At 61.5% G+C, this 16,900-nt stretch carries 19 protein-coding genes; 12 read left to right on the plus strand and 7 right to left on the minus strand.

What is annotated here, in order from left to right; translation table 11 throughout:
• The first annotated feature begins 440 nt into the window (after nt 1-440).
• The 5 genes from FJV80_RS13130 to FJV80_RS13150 all read left to right on the plus strand — a co-directional run bounded on the left by FJV80_RS13130 (nt 441) and on the right by FJV80_RS13150 (nt 4,060).
• Nucleotides 441-1,130, plus strand: a complete 690-nt coding sequence (locus tag FJV80_RS13130) for a hypothetical protein (protein WP_142876579.1) — start codon at nt 441-443, stop codon at nt 1,128-1,130.
• Nucleotides 1,130-2,350 (plus strand): XRE family transcriptional regulator, encoded by a 1,221-nt coding sequence (locus tag FJV80_RS13135; RefSeq protein ID WP_142876580.1) that lies wholly within the window; start codon nt 1,130-1,132, stop codon nt 2,348-2,350. The genes FJV80_RS13130 and FJV80_RS13135 overlap by 1 nt, the downstream gene beginning before the upstream one ends.
• Nucleotides 2,351-2,599: 249 nt before the next feature.
• Entirely contained in the window at nt 2,600-3,409 is an 810-nt protein-coding gene (locus FJV80_RS13140) for a radical SAM protein (protein WP_246688965.1), read from the plus strand.
• Nucleotides 3,406-3,810: a DUF6375 family protein gene (locus FJV80_RS13145; RefSeq protein WP_142876582.1), complete on the plus strand. Its 405-nt coding sequence runs from the start codon at nt 3,406-3,408 to the stop codon at nt 3,808-3,810. The genes FJV80_RS13140 and FJV80_RS13145 overlap by 4 nt, the downstream gene beginning before the upstream one ends.
• A gap of 25 nt (nt 3,811-3,835) precedes the next feature.
• Complete coding sequence (locus FJV80_RS13150; RefSeq protein WP_142876583.1) at nt 3,836-4,060, plus strand: hypothetical protein; 225 nt, start codon at nt 3,836-3,838, stop codon at nt 4,058-4,060.
• Nucleotides 4,061-4,262: 202 nt separating this feature from the next.
• Here FJV80_RS13150 and FJV80_RS13155 read toward each other — a convergent pair whose 3' ends face one another.
• The 4 genes from FJV80_RS13155 to FJV80_RS13170 all read right to left on the minus strand — a co-directional run bounded on the left by FJV80_RS13155 (nt 4,263) and on the right by FJV80_RS13170 (nt 8,182).
• Complete coding sequence (locus FJV80_RS13155; RefSeq protein ID WP_142876584.1) at nt 4,263-4,508, minus strand: MoaD/ThiS family protein; 246 nt, start codon at nt 4,506-4,508, stop codon at nt 4,263-4,265.
• Nucleotides 4,509-4,578: 70 nt separating this feature from the next.
• On the minus strand, nt 4,579-6,843 hold the full coding sequence (locus tag FJV80_RS13160) for a xanthine dehydrogenase family protein molybdopterin-binding subunit (RefSeq protein ID WP_142876585.1): 2,265 nt from the start codon (nt 6,841-6,843) through the stop codon (nt 4,579-4,581).
• A 2-nt stretch (nt 6,844-6,845) separates the two neighbouring features.
• Nucleotides 6,846-7,322 (minus strand): (2Fe-2S)-binding protein, encoded by a 477-nt coding sequence (locus FJV80_RS13165; RefSeq protein ID WP_095793376.1) that lies wholly within the window; start codon nt 7,320-7,322, stop codon nt 6,846-6,848.
• Entirely contained in the window at nt 7,322-8,182 is an 861-nt protein-coding gene (locus tag FJV80_RS13170) for a xanthine dehydrogenase family protein subunit M (RefSeq protein WP_142876586.1), read from the minus strand. Before FJV80_RS13170 ends, FJV80_RS13165 begins: the two co-directional genes overlap by 1 nt.
• Before the next feature lie 296 nt (nt 8,183-8,478).
• On the opposite strand from FJV80_RS13170, the gene FJV80_RS13175 reads away from it, so the two are divergent.
• The 3 genes from FJV80_RS13175 to FJV80_RS13185 all read left to right on the plus strand — a co-directional run bounded on the left by FJV80_RS13175 (nt 8,479) and on the right by FJV80_RS13185 (nt 10,698).
• Nucleotides 8,479-8,922: an SRPBCC family protein gene (locus FJV80_RS13175; protein WP_095789881.1), complete on the plus strand. Its 444-nt coding sequence runs from the start codon at nt 8,479-8,481 to the stop codon at nt 8,920-8,922.
• A gap of 123 nt (nt 8,923-9,045) precedes the next feature.
• On the plus strand, nt 9,046-9,501 hold the full coding sequence (locus FJV80_RS13180; protein WP_142876587.1) for a hypothetical protein: 456 nt from the start codon (nt 9,046-9,048) through the stop codon (nt 9,499-9,501).
• 48 nt (nt 9,502-9,549) lie between these two features.
• Nucleotides 9,550-10,698 carry an amidohydrolase gene (locus FJV80_RS13185; protein WP_142876588.1) on the plus strand — a complete coding sequence of 383 codons (1,149 nt, stop codon included), beginning with the start codon at nt 9,550-9,552 and terminating at the stop codon, nt 10,696-10,698.
• Between the two features lie 15 nt (nt 10,699-10,713).
• Here FJV80_RS13185 and FJV80_RS13190 read toward each other — a convergent pair whose 3' ends face one another.
• On the minus strand, nt 10,714-12,678 hold the full coding sequence (locus tag FJV80_RS13190; RefSeq protein WP_245318281.1) for an EAL domain-containing protein: 1,965 nt from the start codon (nt 12,676-12,678) through the stop codon (nt 10,714-10,716).
• A gap of 318 nt (nt 12,679-12,996) precedes the next feature.
• Here FJV80_RS13190 and FJV80_RS13195 point away from each other — a divergent pair, with 318 nt between their 5' ends.
• Nucleotides 12,997-14,031, plus strand: coding sequence for a class I SAM-dependent methyltransferase (locus tag FJV80_RS13195; RefSeq protein ID WP_095774959.1), 1,035 nt, complete (start codon nt 12,997-12,999; stop codon nt 14,029-14,031).
• On the opposite strand, the gene FJV80_RS13200 is transcribed toward FJV80_RS13195, so the two are convergent.
• On the minus strand, nt 14,004-14,258 hold the full coding sequence (locus FJV80_RS13200; protein WP_142876589.1) for a hypothetical protein: 255 nt from the start codon (nt 14,256-14,258) through the stop codon (nt 14,004-14,006). The two genes, FJV80_RS13195 and FJV80_RS13200, sit on opposite strands and share 28 nt — an antisense overlap.
• 84 nt (nt 14,259-14,342) lie before the next feature.
• Between FJV80_RS13200 and FJV80_RS13205 the strand changes: the two genes are divergently transcribed.
• The 3 genes from FJV80_RS13205 (at nt 14,343) to FJV80_RS13210 (ending at nt 16,647) form a co-directional block, all read left to right on the plus strand.
• A complete protein-coding gene (locus tag FJV80_RS13205) occupies nt 14,343-15,155 on the plus strand; it encodes a PfkB family carbohydrate kinase (protein ID WP_142876590.1) in 813 nt (270 codons plus the stop codon).
• Nucleotides 15,156-15,253: 98 nt separating this feature from the next.
• Nucleotides 15,254-15,751 (plus strand): hypothetical protein, encoded by a 498-nt coding sequence (locus tag FJV80_RS35700; protein ID WP_348643964.1) that lies wholly within the window; start codon nt 15,254-15,256, stop codon nt 15,749-15,751.
• On the plus strand, nt 15,697-16,647 hold the full coding sequence (locus tag FJV80_RS13210; protein ID WP_348643965.1) for an alpha-D-ribose 1-methylphosphonate 5-triphosphate diphosphatase: 951 nt from the start codon (nt 15,697-15,699) through the stop codon (nt 16,645-16,647). The genes FJV80_RS35700 and FJV80_RS13210 overlap by 55 nt, the downstream gene beginning before the upstream one ends.
• Here FJV80_RS13210 and FJV80_RS13215 read toward each other — a convergent pair.
• On the minus strand, nt 16,644-16,895 hold the full coding sequence (locus tag FJV80_RS13215) for a hypothetical protein (RefSeq protein ID WP_246688957.1): 252 nt from the start codon (nt 16,893-16,895) through the stop codon (nt 16,644-16,646). The genes FJV80_RS13210 and FJV80_RS13215 overlap by 4 nt on opposite strands.
• Nucleotides 16,896-16,900: the final 5 nt, after the last annotated feature.

Genomic DNA, 16,900 nt, shown 5'->3' on the forward strand with positions numbered 1-16,900 from the left:
GGTTGGGGTTTAGGGCAAGGAAGGGAATGGCGGGAACGAGTTTCTGTACGGATGGTCGGACCGAAGGTCGCGACCGAGATTCGCGCTTCGCTGGCTCCGTGGTCGATGCAGAGCGTTTCCGCGTGCGCCTGGGCGGTTGGCACCACCTCAAAAGCCGCATGATTAGGTGCCTTGAACCGCTGGCCGCGAGGTCGGCGCGCTGGAAAGGCCGATCCGCGACCCATTGAAGTCGCGCGAGCGGCTGCGGACTGTAGTGCATTAAAAGAGTAGGCTCAATCGGACGGATTTGCCGAAAAATGAAGAATTCCCGATACTTAGTCGCTCCACCCACATGGCATTTATAAGCATAAACGCAAGAACGAACTTTCAAGACGCTTGACTTTTTTTGGCAAAAATGACGTCATGCTTCAGTGGCTGCGCCCCTGAAGGAGTGATTCTTTATGCTAGATGCGATGCAGGGCGTGAGGGGCGTCGTCACGGACGATCTTGACCCAGATTTCTTGTACACGCTCTGTGTTGAATTGGGTTGGGGATATGCTCGGCTGTTCGACGCCCTGCAGAATTCGTCCACGCATGACGAACGGTTCCTCGAGGAGGAGTTTAACCGTCGTCGTGGAGCCTATGCAATGCAGGCATTGGCGCAAGCCGCTCACCAGCATGGGGTGCCATTCGAATGGCGCCGGCTCGATTGCAATGGGCAGCGGAAAATCTTGGTCCGTGCGGGGCGGGTTATTCTGATCCAAGAACCCATCGTCACAATCACGGATCATCCTCAAACTGCCGACTACAAGGTCGCTCTTTCCGACCTAAACAGTTATGTGAGACAACTGGAGCTAGATCTTGGCGACCAACCCGGCCGCATCTTAGATTGGTCGGGATGCGTCCTTGCTGTCGTGCTTCATGGTGCAGCAGGTCCTCGCTTTAGTCGGGAGCACAAGTGCTTAGGTGGCCTGATGTTGGGCGTACCAGACGCCGCCTATCGTCAGTGGACTATGCGATTGGACCTCCATCAGATCGCGATGTTTGGTCGCGCGCCAGTCGAAAAGATCGGGACGCCAGAGCCTCATCCGCAGCGTGACCGCGTCATAATCCTGCCGAAGAAGAAGAACTCGTCAAGGGACACTGCGTAATGACTATTGGAGTGCAGGCTTTCCGAGGTCGAAGGCTAAGAGAGGCCCGTCTAGCACGAGGTCTATATAAGAATGCGCTGGCGGACCTGGTGGGGCTAACTGGCACCGCCATCACCCGATATGAAGACGGCCTTGATAATCCGCAGGGCGATCGTCTCGATAAATTGGCGGCGGCGCTTAATTTTCCAATACAATTCTTCCTTCAACCAGAGTGGCCTGAAGCAATTGACCTGATCTTTTGGCGCTCCCGGGCCGTCGAAACAAAATATGCTCGGGAGATGACTGAGCAGAGAATGACTTGGCTCTGTGAGCTGTTTTCTTGTCTGGAGAGGGAACTCGATTTCCCCAAGCTTGATATTCCAGACCTAGCACTTCCAAGGGACTTTCGTCAGCTAACCAGCAACCTAATTGAAGGCGCAGCTGAAAAACTGCGTTCGTACTGGAAACTCGGACTTCATCCCATCCCTGATGTGACGCTGGCTTTGGAGAACGCAGGCATACCAGTAGTTAACTTGGAAATCATGTCAGACAAGCAGGACGGATTTTGTTTTCGTTCGCCGATATTGGATCGGATGTTTGTTGGTATCAACAAAGACGGGCTTAGCGCTGCTAGGGCGCGTTATGACGCTGCGCACGAACTTGGGCATGCCGTGCTGCACCGCTATGCGACTCCCCAGCAGTCTCGCGACCCTATGCTGCACAAGATGATGGAGCAGCAGGCGTTCCGGTTCGCTGGCGCTTTCATTTTTCCAAGGGATTCATTCCGTTCTGAGGTACGAGTTCCTACGTTGGACTATTTTTCATCGCTCAAGAAGAAGTGGGGTATGTCAATAAATGCGATGGTTTACCGTGCCTATGACCTAGAGTTAATCGATGAATTTGAGAAGTCTGCTCTCTATCGGAATCTAGGGCGGCGCGGTTGGAGAGGTCCCCTCCAGGAACCTTTCGACAATCCAAAAGATATGCCGCTCGAGCGTCCGCGTATGCTGAAAAGAGCGGTCGATGTCCTTCTTTCATCAAACATCTTTGCGCGGTCGTCATTTCAAGCAGCGATGTGTCTCCCTGCTCGCGAGATAGAATCTCTAGCTGGCTTGGAGGACGGGTTTCTATCCGTCGATACTGGTGCTGTTCCGCTCGTCACACCGAAGCGCACCCCCCTTCAGGCTGTCGAAATGGAAAGTGGAAAGATCATTGAATTTCCTAGGCGGAACAAAAATTAGAGTAGTTGATAAGGGCTGGTGCGCTTGATCCCGATAGGAAGCGCAATAGGCAAGTGGATTACATGCATAGGGGTTCTTCAATATTTCAAATCAGCTCTGCCAAAAGCCGGAAAGCCCTGCTAGTCTGACGACATGAAAACTCGATATGGCTATGCTGGCATCCACATGTTCGACCGGTCAACCGGCTTGAACATCCTTGCCGATGAGGTATGTGTTGCCCCTGCTCAGTGGTCCGTCGCACCGCGCTACATGTCGTTCGCCCTTACCAACGCGTGTGAATTAGCGTGTCCATATTGCTACGCCTCGAAACTCCCGGCTCGACTAACTTTCGAGAGTATTTTGATGTGGGCACGGGAACTTGATAGCGCGGGTTGTTTCGGCATAGGTTTCGGAGGTGGAGAGCCTACATTATTTCCCGGTTTCGTCGACTTATGCCGAACCTTGCATGAGGACACTGGCCTCGCAGTCACGATGACCACTCACGGTCATAGGTTCTCAAAAGGCTTAGTGGACGCGTTGTCCGGCAACGTCGACTTTATCCGTCTGTCCATGGACGGTATTGGGCCCACCTACGAGAGATTGCGTGGCCGACCGTTTTCTCAGTTCCAAGAGAAGCTGGCGTTCGTGAGAGACACGTCTCGCTTCGGCATCAATTTCGTCGTCAACAACGAGACGTGGCCCGATTTGCAAGAGGCAGTATCCTTCGCATTCAAGAATGGGGCGGAGGAGTTCTTGCTCCTTCCCGAGACAACGGTTGATGGCGACCTCAATGTCAGCGTTGAACTCTTGGCGCAGCTTTCGTCTTGGGCGCAAAACAATTATGGTCAGTGCCGTCTAGCAGCCTCAGCTCATGGGGCCGCTAGTATTGATGCACCGATCTTGATATCAAGCAATCCTCGCTATGAGAGCTATGATTTTATGCATGTCGACGCGTTCGGTATGCTACGAACAACAGCTTTTGCAAAGAATGGCCTCCGGCTTCAATGCGATGCGTCGATTATTGAGAACATCAGCCGCCTTCGCGCACAGGTCGGCTCAATGGGGGAGATAGTGCAATGAAGGTCTGGATAGGCTACGGGAGCGAACATTCGGCGAACTTGGTTATCATAGGGAAATTCGAGAGCGCCGGAGCAGCGAAATCTACGTTAGATACTCTAACTGAGGCGACAAACATCGCCTTGGCAGATGAGGCTGCAGGAAGGTTGAAAGCCGGAGAAGTCACCAAAAACTTCTCCAAGGATCAACTTGAATTCTATCAACGTACAAATCTCGCTCTCGATCCAGAACAGCTGCTCTATGAATTCCATGCGCGAGTTGAGGGGGACAGGGTCGTAATCACTACTGAAGAATCGGAGATTAACTCACTCTTGAAGGCGCTGCTCCATGGGGGTGCGAAGATTGAAGTCTACTCAGCTCACGACCACGGCGGGCCCTACGGTCGCCGTACTAAGACGGGCTAGAACAGCAGCGCAGGGAGGAATGGACATGGCAAAGTTTCACGAGTCGACTTATAGGCCTACCATAAAGGAAACGCAGGATGGTTCGTGGTACCTGTTGTTGGAACTCTACGAGGCGACCGGTATCTCTGCTGTCGACAAAGGAGACCGGCAAGTCGCAATAGTCTTCCCCAAGGGAACCGACGAAAAACAAGTTCAAGCGGTGCGAGACGCGTTACATTTCAAAGACGCTAAAGTCGCTTTCATAGAGTGAGCAGTACCACCCTCGTAGTAAATCCGCACGAGGGTCGCGCACGCCCTGTCCCAAGTACGGGAAAGCAGTGTGGCGCCGGCTCAAGTGGCTAGCGGCTGCCGAACTCTCCAGTGAAACCGACAGTCCATAATAGTCGAGCCAGCTCCAGAGAGCGCACTGTGACAGGTGAGATCTTCGTCGAGGGCAGAAAGACTCTGCCCCCTCACCCTCCCGCCAACCGCGGCAGCAGAAAAATCTCCGCCCCCGGCGGCAGCTTCTTCGACCACGTGTCCCGATAAATCGTCCCGTCGATCGCCACGGCAATGCCGCGATCGATCCACGGCTCGAACCCGGGATACTGTTCAGCCAGTTTCCTGAACAGTTCCCTGATGTCCTTGGCCTCGACCTCGACCTTGCTCTGGCCGCCGGCGAGCTGGCCGAGCGCGCCCCAAAGGGTGACTTCGACCATTAGACCTCGCTCTATTCCTGATGGAGCATGATGTTATCCGAAAACCGCTTCGCACTTTTCGGCATCATGCTCAGCCTCCCCGTTCCGCCTCGATGGCCGCCAGGATGCGTGGCGGCGACATCGGGATGTGGGTCATGCGCACGCCGGCCGCGTTGGACACCGCGTTGGCGATCGCCGCCAGCGGCGGCACGATCGAGGTTTCGCCGACGCCGCGCACGCCATAGGGGTGGTTGGGGTTGGGGATTTCCAGGATCTGCGTGTCGATCATCGGCAGGTCGGAGCAGACCGGGATGCGGTAGTCGAGGAAGCCGGCATTCTGCAGCCTTCCGTCCTTGCCGTAAATATACTCCTCGTTGAGCGCCCAGCCGATGCCTTGCGCCGCACCGCCCTGGTACTGGCCCTCGACATAGGTCGGGTGCACCGCCTTGCCGGCATCCTGCACCACCGTGTAGCGGATCACCCGGGTCGAGCCGGTCTCGGGGTCGACCTCGATGTCGCATATATGGGTGGCGAAGGAGACGCCGGCGCCGTCGGCGACGAGCTCGCTGTGGCCGGCGATCGGCCCGCCGGTCTTGCCGGATTCGGCCGCGATCTCCTTCAGCGAGAGCTTGCCGAGATTGCCGTGCTTCTCGCCCTTGGCGACCGCGTGGCCCTGTTCCCAGACCACGTCGTCGACGGAAATGTCCCACATCTGCGCGGCGCGCTCGCGCAGGATCTTGATCGCGTTGCGGGCAGCCGAGATGGTCGCCATGGAGGAGGAGAAGGTGCCGCGGCTGCCGTCGGTCATGTCGTTGTAACCGAGGGATGAGGTGTCGGCGACAACAGCCTTGACGTGCTCATAGGCGATGCCGAGCTCCTCCGCCGCCACCAGCGACAGCGAGGCACGCGACCCGCCGACATCCACCGTGCCGACGGCCAGCGACACCGAGCCGTCCATGCCGATGTTGAGGTCGGTGCAGGTCTGGCCGCCGAAATTGAACCAGAAGCCGCAGGCCATGCCCCTGCCCTGGTTTTTCCTGAGCGGCGCCTTCATGTGCGGATGGTTCTTCACCGCTTCCAGCGTCGGGCCGATGCCGATCGGGCCGTAGACCGGACCGTAGGACGAGCGCGTGCCTTCCTGCGCGGCGTTCTTGATGCGGAAGTCGACAGGGTCCATGCCGAGCTCCTTGGCGAGCTCATCGACGGCACTTTCCACCGCAAAGGCCGCCATCGGCGCCGACGGCGCGCGATAGGCCGCGGTCTTCGGCCGGTTGACCAGCACTTCGTAGCCGACGGTCTTGACGTTGTCGAGCTTGTAGCAGGCGAAGGCCGTCATGGCGCCGATCTCGGCCCAGGAGCCGGCATAGGGGCCGGCGCTGTAGCGCAGCGTCGCTTCGGCGGCGGTGATGGTGCCGTCCTTGCGGGCGCCGATCTTGACGTCGATCGAGGTGGCGCTGGTCGGCCCCGAGGCGCGGAAGACCTCGTCGCGGGTCATCACCAGCTTCACCGGCCGTCCGGCCTTGCGGGACAGAGCCAGCGCCACCGGCTCGGCCCAGACATGGGTCTTGCCGCCGAAGCCGCCGCCGATCTCGGAGGAGGTGACGCGCAGCTTCGAGGCTTCGATGCCGAGCAGCTGGGCGCAGTGCTGGCGGTAGACGAAATGGCCCTGCGTGCAGACCCAGAGGTCGGCGGTGCCGTCGGACGAGACGCTCGCCACGCAGGCATGCGGCTCGATATAGCCCTGGTGCGTCTGCTCGGTCTTGAACGAGCGCTCGACGATGAAATCGGCGTGGCCAAAACCCTGGTGGACGTCGCCATGGCCGAACTGGCTGCGCTTGGTGACGTTGGAGGGCTTTGCCGGCTTTTCCTCCAGCCCCTCGGTGAAGATCGTGTCGTTGATCAGCGGGGCGTGGTGCTGCATCGCCTCGTCGACATCGGTGACATGCGGCAGGATCTCGTATTCGACCTCGATCAGCTTCAGCGCCTGCCTGGCCGTGCGGGCATCTATCGCCGCGACCGCGGCCACCGCATGGCCGTCATAGAGCGCCTTGGTGCGCGCCATGCAATTGTCGAGGATGTCGTACATGGCGGCATCGCCATCGGTGAGGTCGGGCAGGTCTTTCGCCGTGATCACCGCCTTCACGCCGTTCAGCTTTTCCGCCTTCGAAATGTCGATCTTGCGGATGATCGCGTGTGCATGCGGGCTGCGCAGCACTCGGCCGACCAGCTGGCCGGCCATGTTGAAGTCGGCGCCGTAGCGGGCGCGGCCCGTCACCTTGTCGACGCCGTCGGGGCGGATGGGGCGCGTGCCGACGGATGCGAATTTACGCCCGGAAAAACGCGGATCGAAATTCATCTTCAGGCTCCCTTCATCACAATTGCGGCGTCCTGGACGGCGCGCACGATCTTGTCATAGCCGGTGCAGCGGCACAGGTTCCCGGCGAGACCGAAGCGGATTTCCTCCTCGCTCGGGTCGGGGTTCTTGGCGAGCAGGTCCTTGGCGGCGATCAGGAAACCCGGCGTGCAGATGCCGCATTGCAGGGCGGCATGCTCGAGGAATTTCTGCTGCAGCGTGTGCAGCTGGTCGCCATGCGCCATGCCTTCGACGGTCTCGATGCGCCGGCCTTCCGCCTCGGCGCCGAGCACCAGGCAGGAGCAGACCAGCCGGTTGTCGAGGATGATGCTGCAGGCGCCGCAGTCGCCGGTGCCGCAGCCTTCCTTGGCGCCGGTCAGGCCGAGCCGGTCGCGCAGCACGTCGAGCAGCGTCTCGTCAGGCTGGCAGAGATATTCTGTTATGTCGCCGTTGATTGTGGTCGAGACTGCAATGCCAGCCATTATTTGCCTCCTGCACGTGCATAGGCGGTCGTGGCGGCTCTCCTGGCCAGCACACCCGCAACTTTGCGTCTGAATTCGATGGTACCGCGCTTGTCGTCGATCGGGCGGCAGGCGCCGGCGCAGACCTTGGCCAGCCGCTCGAGCGCGGCCTCGTCCAGCTTCCTGCCGATAAGCGCCTCGGCGGCCTCTTCGACCAGCAGCACCGTCGGTGCCGCCGCGCCCAGCGCCACGCGGGCCGCCGTGACGACGCCATGCTCGTCGATCGTCAGGTTCACCCCGGCGCTGACCACGGCGATGTCCATCTCGGTGCGCGGAATGAAGCGCAGATAGGCATCGCCCGAACGCGGCGAGCGCTTGCCGAGCAGGATCGCCTCGATGATCTCGCCCTTGGCGAGCGAGGTCTTGCCCGGTCCGGTCGGCACGGCCTCGACGGCAATGGTGCGCTTGCCCGAAGGCCCGGCGATCACCGCTTTGGCACCCGCGGCCACCAGCGCCGGCACGCTGTCGGCGGCCGGCGAGGCATTGCAGAGATTGCCCGTTATGGTGCAGCGTCCCTGCACCTGCTTCGAGCCGATCAGCTTGGCCGCCTCGACGACGCCTGGCCATGCCTTTTTCAGGGCGGCATTCTCGCCCAGCACGGCGCAGGGAACGGCAGCACCGATGCTGAAGCCGTCCGCGGTTTCGCGGATGTCGCTCAAGCCGGCGATCGACTTGATGTCGACGATCAGGTCGGGCTCGACAAAGCCCCCCTTCATCCTCACCAGAAGGTCGCTGCCTCCGGCCAGAATGGCTGCCGTGCCAGCCGATCCGGCCAATTGGCCGACGGCATCTTCGATTGAAAGCGGACGTATGTAGCGCATCGTCTCCCCTTGGATATCGCGATTTCAGCGACCGTTATAAACACTCTCCTCATAATGGCTATCGGGTTCGTCATTTGCGACGATTGGTCCAGCCGCCGCAACATCGAGTCCCAAATCAGGCTGAATTGGCCTACGCCAGTGCATGTCGTCCAAAAGCGTGCAGCGGTTTTGCGACAACGACATGCAGAGATAGGCTGGGTCCGCGACCGGTTCTCGAAAATTTGCGAGCCCGTGTCGGATCGGTCAAGCCCCGTTCGTCCTTGGGACATCGAACAGGCATCATGAAAGGACAGGATATGCCCGGTACCGTACGTTTGCACCGCGTTCTCACCACCAGCCCCGAAAAGGTCTATCGCGCCTTCGTCGAAGCCGACGCGCTGGCGAAGTGGCTTCCGCCGAACGGCTTCACCTGCACGGTCCATCAGTTCGAGGCCAAGGTCGGCGGCACGTTCAAGATGTCCTTCCGCAACTTCACCACGGGCGGCAGCCACGCCTTTGGCGGCGAGTATCTCGAACTCGTTCCCGGCGAGCGCCTGCGCTACACCGACAGGTTCGACGACCCCAACCTGCCTGGCGAGATCCAGGTCACCGTGATCCTGAAAAAAGTCTCGGTCGGCACCGAAATCGACATCACCCAGGCCGGCATTCCCGACGTCATCCCGGTCGAGGCCTGCTATCTCGGCTGGCAGGAATCGCTGCGGAACCTGGCAAAGCTGGTCGAGCCGGAGATCAATCAGTAAAGCAGCTCCAGAAAGCGCGCAGCGCCGTCGCCGATGCCATGCCCATCGGCGGCGGCTGTGCGTCGAGGCCTTGACCGTGCGATCGCCTGCGTGAAATCCTCCCGGCCAAAGGGAGGCGTTTCCATGCGATATCTGCTGCTCGTGCTGTCCGCCCTGCTGCTGGCCACTTCCGCCGAAGCCAGGACCATCTATTACGGCAACAAGGTGGGAATGGAACTCACCATCGTCAAAAGGTCGGGCATCGGCTCCGAGCACGCCAGCATCCTGGCCAAGCACGACAGGCACAAGGCCGGCGTCTACTGCCGCGAATACGGCCACGACTTCTCCAAGGAGTGCATTGACGCGGAAATGAAGTCGCCCCTGCACTTCGAGATCACGGCCAACTGCAAGACCGGCAAATTCACCACCTTCTATGGCGCCAACATGCTGTTCCAGGGCCGCAACAAGGGCACTGAGGTGACGACGGACTACCTGATCACATCGATCGATGACAATGTGGTGCTCGACGGCTCCGGCGCCTCGTCATACGATGTCACGCTGGACCAGTTCAAAGCGCTCTGCCCCAATCGCGTACGCTGACGGCGTTTGCGACACTGTGCCGATCGGAACAAACGGAGGCGCAAACGCATGACGCTGACCAACCGGGATATCGTCGAGCTGACCGAATGGCGGCGCAAGCTGCACCGGCAGCCGGAAATCTCCAATGAGGAGGAGAAGACGGCGAAAGAAGTCGTCTCCTTCCTCGCCGACACCGGGCCGGACAAGGTGCTGACCGGCCTCGGCGGGCACGGCGTGGCGGCGGTCTACGACAGCGGCAAGGCCGGGCCGACCGTGCTGTTCCGCTCCGAACTCGACGCGCTGCCGATCGAGGAGCTTTCCGGCGTGCCGCACGCCTCGCAAGTGCCCGGCAAGTCGCATATGTGCGGCCATGACGGGCACACCGCGATCCTGGCCGCCCTTGGCCGGCAGCTGGGGCGCGAGCGGCCGGCCAGCGGCCGCGTCGTGCTGATGTTCCAGCCGGCGGAAGAGACCGGCAATGGTGCTGCCGGCGTCGTCGCCGATCCGCGCTACGGCGAGATCGCGCCGGATTTCGCCTTCTCGCTGCACAATCTGCCGGGCGTGCCGTTCGGCGAGGTCAGGCTCAAGCCCGGCGTGGTCAACTGCGCCTCGCGCGGCATGCGCATCGTGCTCGAGGGCAAGACAGCGCATTCCTCAATGCCCGAGACAGGCATTTCGCCGATGCCGGCGATCTCCGAGCTGATGCCGGCGCTGCCCGCGCTCGGCCACGCCACCTTCGCCGACGACGATTTCTCCATGGTCACCGTCACCCATGCCGCGATGGGCGAAGCCGTGTTCGGCATCGCGCCCGCACATGCCGAGGTGTGGGCGACGCTGCGCACCCGCCGCGACGAGCGCATGGCGGACCTGTGCGCCGGAGCGCAAGCCCTGGTGACCGAGATCGCGGCCCGCCATCGCCTCTCCGCCCGCTGGGATTACCACGAGATCTTCGTCGCCAGCGTCAACGCGCCGGATGCGGTGGAGCACCTGCAACGCGCGCTCGACGAAGAAGGCGTCGTGCACGGGCAAGAGGCCCTGCCGATGCGCGCCTCGGAGGATTTCGGCCTGTTCGGCCGCAGTGCCAGATCGGCGATGTTCTTCCTCGGCGCCGGCGAACGGCACCCTTCCCTGCACAATCCGGATTATGATTTTCCCGACGACCTGATCCCGATCGGCTCGAGGATCTTCATGCGCACGGCGCGCAATCTGCTGGGGTGAGTTCGCCGGGCGTTGTCAGGCGGACCTGAGGAACGGGCGCTTCTGGACGCCCCGCTTTGCCTGGAAACTCGCGGCGGGAACCGGACGGCCGACGCGGAAGCCCTGGATCTTGTCGATGCCGAACTCGCGCATCAGCGCGATCTGCTCGTCGGTTTCCACGCCTTCGACCAGGATCTGGTGGCCGCGATTGCGCACCAGCGCGATGATGTCCTGCAGCATGGCCATGCCCTTCGGGGTGCCGCAGTCGTGCAGGAACGAGCGGTCGATCTTCACCGTATCGAAATCGATCAGACGCAGCCACGAAAGGCCGGCGAAGCCGGTGCCGAAATCGTCGAGCCAGATCTTGATGCCGAGCAGCTTCAGGTCGCTGATGCAGCGCAGGATGTCCGAATGCATCTCCATCTCGAGCCCTTCGGTGATCTCGAAGGCCAGCCTGTTGCCGGTCACGCCCGTCTCGCCCAGAATGGTCGCGACGGACGCGGCGAAGCCAGGCGTCTTGAGCTGGATCGGCGAGACGTTGACACTGACGAGAGGGACGTGATCGTCCGCCAGCAGCTCGGCGCACACCGTCCGTATCGCCCAGCGGCCGAGTTCCAGGATCGCGCCGGTGCGTTCCGCCACGGGAATGAACAGGCTCGGCGGAACCAGGGTTCCGTCCAGCATCTTGAGACGCATCAGCGCCTCCACCGCTTCGACGCGGCCCGACACGACATCCTGGATGGGCTGGTAGACGAGTGAAACGAGGCCCTGGCCGATCGCGATCTTCAGCAACGCCGCGAGGTTCTCGCTCTCGTCGCTGCTCTGCGGATCGGTCGGGTCGAACAGCCTGGCGCAATTGCGGCCGCTGGCCTTTGCCAGATAGAGCGCGCGGTCCGCCTCGTGGATGATCTTCTCCAGCTTGGCGCCGGCCTGCACCCTGGTGAAGGCGGCGCCCACGCTCGCCGTCACGATCGAAATGCCGTCGCGCCTGAGCTCATGGGTGATCGCCAGGGTCTCCACCGTGCGGCAAATGGCTTCCGCCAGTTCCGCGACCTGGTCCTTCTTGTCCATGCGGGCGAGCACGATGAATTCCTCGCCGCCATAACGCCCGATCGAGCCATTGTAGTTCTTGATCAGGTCGCTCAGCGCGTTGGCCACATGGATCAGGCAGCGGTCGCCTTCCTGGTGGCCGTAGCAATCATTGAACTTCTTGAAGAAGTCGACATCGATGAGGATGGCCGCGAAGCCGTTGCCAAGCTTTTGCCAGTCGCTCCAGTAATCGCGCAGCTTCTCGTCGATCGCGCGCCGGTTTTCCAGGCCGGTGAGCGGATCCGTCCGCGACAGTCTGAGCAGGGCCTTGCCGCGTTCGGTGGCCTCCTTGTGCTGGATCTTGGCTTCCAGCGCGTTCAGGAAGACGTTGTAGCGCTCCTCATTCAGCTTCCAGTTCACATAGGAGGTGAAGGTGAAGCACGAAACGTAGAACGTCCCGAACACCATCTTGTATGTCAGCGAGGCGGGCAGGAAATAGTTCACCACGTACAGGATGCACAATATGATCGTCGACGTTATGATCGACACCTTGAAGCTGAACGTGAAAAATAGATTGGCACTCATCATGAAAATGGTGCCGAACACCATGTAGTAGGCGACGGTTTCCTTGTTGGCGCCCAGGGATGCCGGGAACAACCAGCCGACATAGCCGAAGATGATCGCCGCGGCGCAGGTCACGTCGAGCCACTCCGTCGCCACGCCCCGGCGAAGCTGTGTTTCCAGGGTCAGCAGAGCGGTCAATCCGACCGCGAAGCGCGCCGTGATCGTGTAGGCCGCCACGTCGGGTATCAGCAGCAGGTCCGACACCGAAAACAGCACATAGATGACGACGGCGATCCAGAGCCCAGGCCTGGCATCTTTCCTTCGCTTCGCCAGGGCTTCGGCGCGGTAAAGGATGCGCAGTTCCGCCACCCCCAGTTCCTGGCGCGGATCATACGGTTCCACATCCACCGTATCGGCCGATCTGGACGACGCGCGTTCGCTCACAAATCCCCGGGTTGGGGGATTTTGCGCTCCGAACTCTCTTCCAGCTTCTGCCCCCACGCAGGACGACTCCTTGGGACGCGACACGATCGCCACGCGGTAAAATGCGATGGCGCCAGACAAGTTTGCGTTAACTCGGACCCAGAATCTTATCCGCAATATCGCTAATAAACTGAGATGGTTAGCGGGAAATTAATCATAACAATAAAATGCGCCCGAAGCGCCGTTGGCAAATGGAGCATTCTACGCAATAAGTTAACTGACTGTTAACCAAGGAGTCCTGGTGTGCAAACCGTGTTCGATGGGCAAAGCCTGATTACCGCAGAGATTATCGCCGGCAGCCTGCCCCGGGGTAAGCTCGAGCATCACGGCGAAGAGTTCGAAACCGCACGTGCGGAACTGGCGCTCATCCTCCACGCCACACAGCAGCAGATCGAGCAGCAGAAATATCCCGCCGAGATCGTACGCCGGCTTCTGTCGCTGCTCAGCGCGCTGCGGGCCAAGGTGCATCCCGACGTCTGGCAGGCCTTGATACCGGTGGCGCAGAACCACCCGATCCTGAAGTATTTTCTGGAGGATCCGCTGACGAACTGGTCCTTCACCAAGCCCAGGGGCTATTCCGGCGACGCGCAGCTGCTCGACTACATCTATTGCGACCCGCACGTTGCCGAGAGTGTGGCCAACGCCTCGGAGATCGGCAAGGCGCTCTACAGCCATACCCAGAACGTTCCGTCATGCGTGGCGGCACGCGAACGGCGCGATCTCCTGACCCGCTATGTCGACGAGGCGGCGGCCAAGAACGGACCCGAAACCGAGGTTCTGGCCATCGCCGCCGGCCATCTGCGCGAAGCCAACCGCTCCGTCGCTCTGGCCGAGGGCCGTCTCAAGCGCTGGGTCGCGCTCGACCAGGATCCGCAGAGCGTCGGGCTGATCGCACGCGACTTCCAGGGCACTGCGGTCGAGGCCGTCGACGGCTCGGTGCGGACCGTGCTGACGCGGGGCCACAAGCTCGGCAAGTTCGATCTCATCTACGCCTCGGGCCTCTACGATTACCTCCAGCACAATGTCGCCGTGAAACTCACCAAGACCTGCCTGCAGATGCTGAAGCCGAACGGCACATTCCTGTTCGCCAACTACGCCGAGGGCACCCCTGACGCCGGCTACCGCGAAACCTTCATGGACTGGGTGCTGCTGCTGCGCTCGGAGGTCGACATGTGGAACATCGTCAACGCCAGCGTCGACCGCAACGCGGTAGAGGCCAAGGTGTTCTTCGGCGAGAACCGCAACGTGCTTTACGCCGTGATTGAGAAGCGCGGGTAAGCAGGCGGCGCGGGCATCCGGGAATGCCTGCGTGAATTGTTGGCTGTGTTTGGCTGAGAGGCGACCTTCGCCTCCTGGCCGCTTTCCGCCTCATCGCGGTTCTGGGAAGCCCTGAGCGGTTCGTCGGGCAGGCGCAAGGCCATGGCGTGGACGGTGTCTCCGTCCGCGCCGACGCCGGAGCGCTTGACGAAGACGCGCTTGTCGACGGTGACGCCGACCCCGGTCATAGTGCGCCAAGAGCATGCCCGTGCGGCCTCATCGCCGATGCACTGGCGCCAGGCCTGGCGACCGAAGACCGAACACAGGGGATCATGAGCAGAGTCATCGTTGTCGGCCACGTCAATCACGACCAGGTCTGGTCGCTGTCTTCGCCCCTCGCCTCGGGCGCGCGCCTCACCTATTCCGATCGTGTTGTCAGGCTTGGCGGCGGCGGCTTCCACACCGGCACCCGGCTGGCGAAGCTCGGCAATGATGTCCGGCTGATCAGCAATCTGATGGACGACGGCCATGGCCGGGCGGCACTCGCCGAATTGCGGGCGAGCGGCATCGACACCGGCTACGTCACCATGTGGGCCGGCGAAACCCGGTTCACCGAAATCCTGCTCGAGCCGAACGGCGAGCGCACCATTTTGAACACCAGCGGCCAGCTGCGCCCTCCCTTCGCCGCACCGGAGCCTGTCAGTGGCGACGCCGCGTATCTCAACGCCCTGGTGCTCGACGACGGTCTTGTTGCCTCGCTGCGGACGATCCCGCTGGTGGTCTCGCAGTTTCCGCTGCGCAGCACCTCGCACCGCCCGGCCGACATCGTCATCGGATCGCGCGCCGACTTTCCCGGCGAGAACACGCACGCGATCTGGGAGCGGGCATCAAGGATTGCCGGGCCTCGCCTGAGGACGCTGGTGCTGACCGATGGAATGCTGCCCATCTCGCTCTATGACGGCGAGGCGCTCAATCACGTCACGCCGCTGAAGCAGGTCTCCGTGCCCGACACGATCGGCGCCGGCGACTGCTTTGCGGGGATCTTCCTGCACGGCCTGCTGCAAGGGCTGACCCTTGAGCTTTCCGCCGAACAGGCCAGCCGGCAAACCGCCGAATGGCTGTCGGAACGATCACGTACCGGCTGAATTAGTGGCTCCGGCAAGGCCGGCTTTCATGAAAATGTCATAAAAATCAAATGGAAACCGGCATTCGAGTGAACTAGAAAACATGTCCTGGAGAGATCGTGATCGAGGCGTCGGCAAGCCGGCGCATCGTCGCCATGATCGGCGTCTTCATCATCCCAACGATGTCGCCGACCTTGTCGCCCGCGCAATCCACCTTGAAATCGCTGCCTTGCAAGAGACATGACATGTGGCTGAGTGTATTCGAAATTGTCCTGCGCGACCGCGTCATCCCCAACGGCGCCGTCAGGATCGAGAACGGCCGGATCGCCGAGATCCGCGAGAAGCCTGTCGGGCACGCCGACATCGAGGGCGGCGGCCGCCTGCTGCTGCCCGGCTTCATCGACATGCATGGCGACATGGTGGAGGGGGAAGTCGAGCCGCGCATCGGCGTGCATGTGCCGATGCGGATCGGCATTGCCGAGCTCGACAAGAAGCTCGCCTCCTGCGGCATCACCACCGCCTATGCCGCGCTCTCTTCATCGGCGCCAGCGTCACCAGCGGCGTGCTGCGCTCGGAAGACCATACGACAGAAATCATCGGCACCATTGCCGGGTTGAAGGACCACCTGTTGGTCGACCACCGTATCCATGCCCGCTTCGAAGTGACCTTCACCCCGGCGCTTCCCACGCTGCGGAAGCTGATGGACGCCGGCAGGCTGCACCTGATCTCGCTGATGGACCACACGCCCGGACAGGGTCAATACCGCGACGTCGAGCTCTACATTGCCCGCATCGCCAAGGAGCGCGGCATGTCCGTTGCGGCCTCGGAGGTCGTCGGCAAGCGCATGGCGGGCCGCGAAGGGCAAGGCGATGTGCTGAACGCCCTGCAGGACCTGTCGGCGCGAGCCCAAGCCGCCGGCATCGTGCTCGCCTCGCATGACGACGACACGCTGGAAAAGGTCGAACTGGTGCATGGCCTAGGCGCCGCGCTCAGCGAATTCCCGGTGACCCTGGAAGCGGCGCAGGAGGCCCGCAGGCTCGGCATGCATACTGCCATGGGTGCGCCCAACGCGCTGCGCGGCGAGTCCTATTCCGGCAATCTTTCCGCCCGGCAGGCCTATGAAGCCGGGTTGCTCGACATGCTGGCCAGCGACTACCATCCGGCGTCCATCCTGCCGGCCGTGCTCGGCCTGGCGGAGCTGCGAGGCAATGGCCTCGCGGCGGCGGCGGCGCTGACAAGCGCCAACCCGGCCAACGCCCTGGGGCTCACCGATCGCGGCGCCATCGAGCCCGGCCTTCTGGCCGATTTGGTGGTGGCCGACCGCCATCCCGTGCCACGCGTCCGCGCCACCTTCCGCGCCGGCCGCCTGATCTACGGTGATGGCACGCTTGCACCAGCGGGCAAGGCAGAACGCGTCGGCCCGGTCGCGGCTGAACGGCTACCTGCTGCCGCCCGGGCATCAAAACAAGGTTGGAGCAGTTCGCCGTTTCCGGGAAACGGTGAACTGCTCTAAACGTCGAGCACGACCGTCATGCCGCGCACCTCGGCCATTTCCAGCAGCATATCCTGCAAGGTTTCGATGGTGTGCGCCGCGCCGGTCAATGCCAGCAACTCGGTGATACTCTCTCTCATGGAAATGACCGCGACTCCGGTCTTCTCGGAAAGCAGCCGTCCGATGGCTGTGCGGATCATGGCATTGTGGTCAGGCATGATTCCCCCCCTTTCATGCTGGATGACGGTAAAAGCCTTCTCAAACGGCATGCTTT

It is taken from the genome of Mesorhizobium sp. WSM4310, from assembly GCF_007003935.1.
In the GTDB taxonomy this organism is placed as follows: domain Bacteria; phylum Pseudomonadota; class Alphaproteobacteria; order Rhizobiales; family Rhizobiaceae; genus Mesorhizobium.

What these genes read in the sequence shown, in the direction of transcription:
- FJV80_RS13130 (WP_142876579.1), top strand. Translation starts at nt 441, where the DNA reads ATGCTAGATGCGATGCAGGGCGTGAGGGGCGTCGTCACGGACGATCTT.
- FJV80_RS13135 (WP_142876580.1), top strand. Translation starts at nt 1,130, where the DNA reads ATGACTATTGGAGTGCAGGCTTTCCGAGGTCGAAGGCTAAGAGAGGCC.
- FJV80_RS13140 (WP_246688965.1), top strand. Translation starts at nt 2,600, where the DNA reads ATGTCGTTCGCCCTTACCAACGCGTGTGAATTAGCGTGTCCATATTGC.
- FJV80_RS13145 (WP_142876582.1), top strand. Translation starts at nt 3,406, where the DNA reads ATGAAGGTCTGGATAGGCTACGGGAGCGAACATTCGGCGAACTTGGTT.
- FJV80_RS13150 (WP_142876583.1), top strand. Translation starts at nt 3,836, where the DNA reads ATGGCAAAGTTTCACGAGTCGACTTATAGGCCTACCATAAAGGAAACG.
- FJV80_RS13155 (WP_142876584.1), bottom strand. Translation starts at nt 4,508, where the DNA reads ATGGTCGAAGTCACCCTTTGGGGCGCGCTCGGCCAGCTCGCCGGCGGC.
- FJV80_RS13160 (WP_142876585.1), bottom strand. Translation starts at nt 6,843, where the DNA reads ATGAATTTCGATCCGCGTTTTTCCGGGCGTAAATTCGCATCCGTCGGC.
- FJV80_RS13165 (WP_095793376.1), bottom strand. Translation starts at nt 7,322, where the DNA reads ATGGCTGGCATTGCAGTCTCGACCACAATCAACGGCGACATAACAGAA.
- FJV80_RS13170 (WP_142876586.1), bottom strand. Translation starts at nt 8,182, where the DNA reads ATGCGCTACATACGTCCGCTTTCAATCGAAGATGCCGTCGGCCAATTG.
- FJV80_RS13175 (WP_095789881.1), top strand. Translation starts at nt 8,479, where the DNA reads ATGCCCGGTACCGTACGTTTGCACCGCGTTCTCACCACCAGCCCCGAA.
- FJV80_RS13180 (WP_142876587.1), top strand. Translation starts at nt 9,046, where the DNA reads ATGCGATATCTGCTGCTCGTGCTGTCCGCCCTGCTGCTGGCCACTTCC.
- FJV80_RS13185 (WP_142876588.1), top strand. Translation starts at nt 9,550, where the DNA reads ATGACGCTGACCAACCGGGATATCGTCGAGCTGACCGAATGGCGGCGC.
- FJV80_RS13200 (WP_142876589.1), bottom strand. Translation starts at nt 14,258, where the DNA reads ATGACCGGGGTCGGCGTCACCGTCGACAAGCGCGTCTTCGTCAAGCGC.
- FJV80_RS13205 (WP_142876590.1), top strand. Translation starts at nt 14,343, where the DNA reads ATGAGCAGAGTCATCGTTGTCGGCCACGTCAATCACGACCAGGTCTGG.
- FJV80_RS13215 (WP_246688957.1), bottom strand. Translation starts at nt 16,895, where the DNA reads ATGCCGTTTGAGAAGGCTTTTACCGTCATCCAGCATGAAAGGGGGGGA.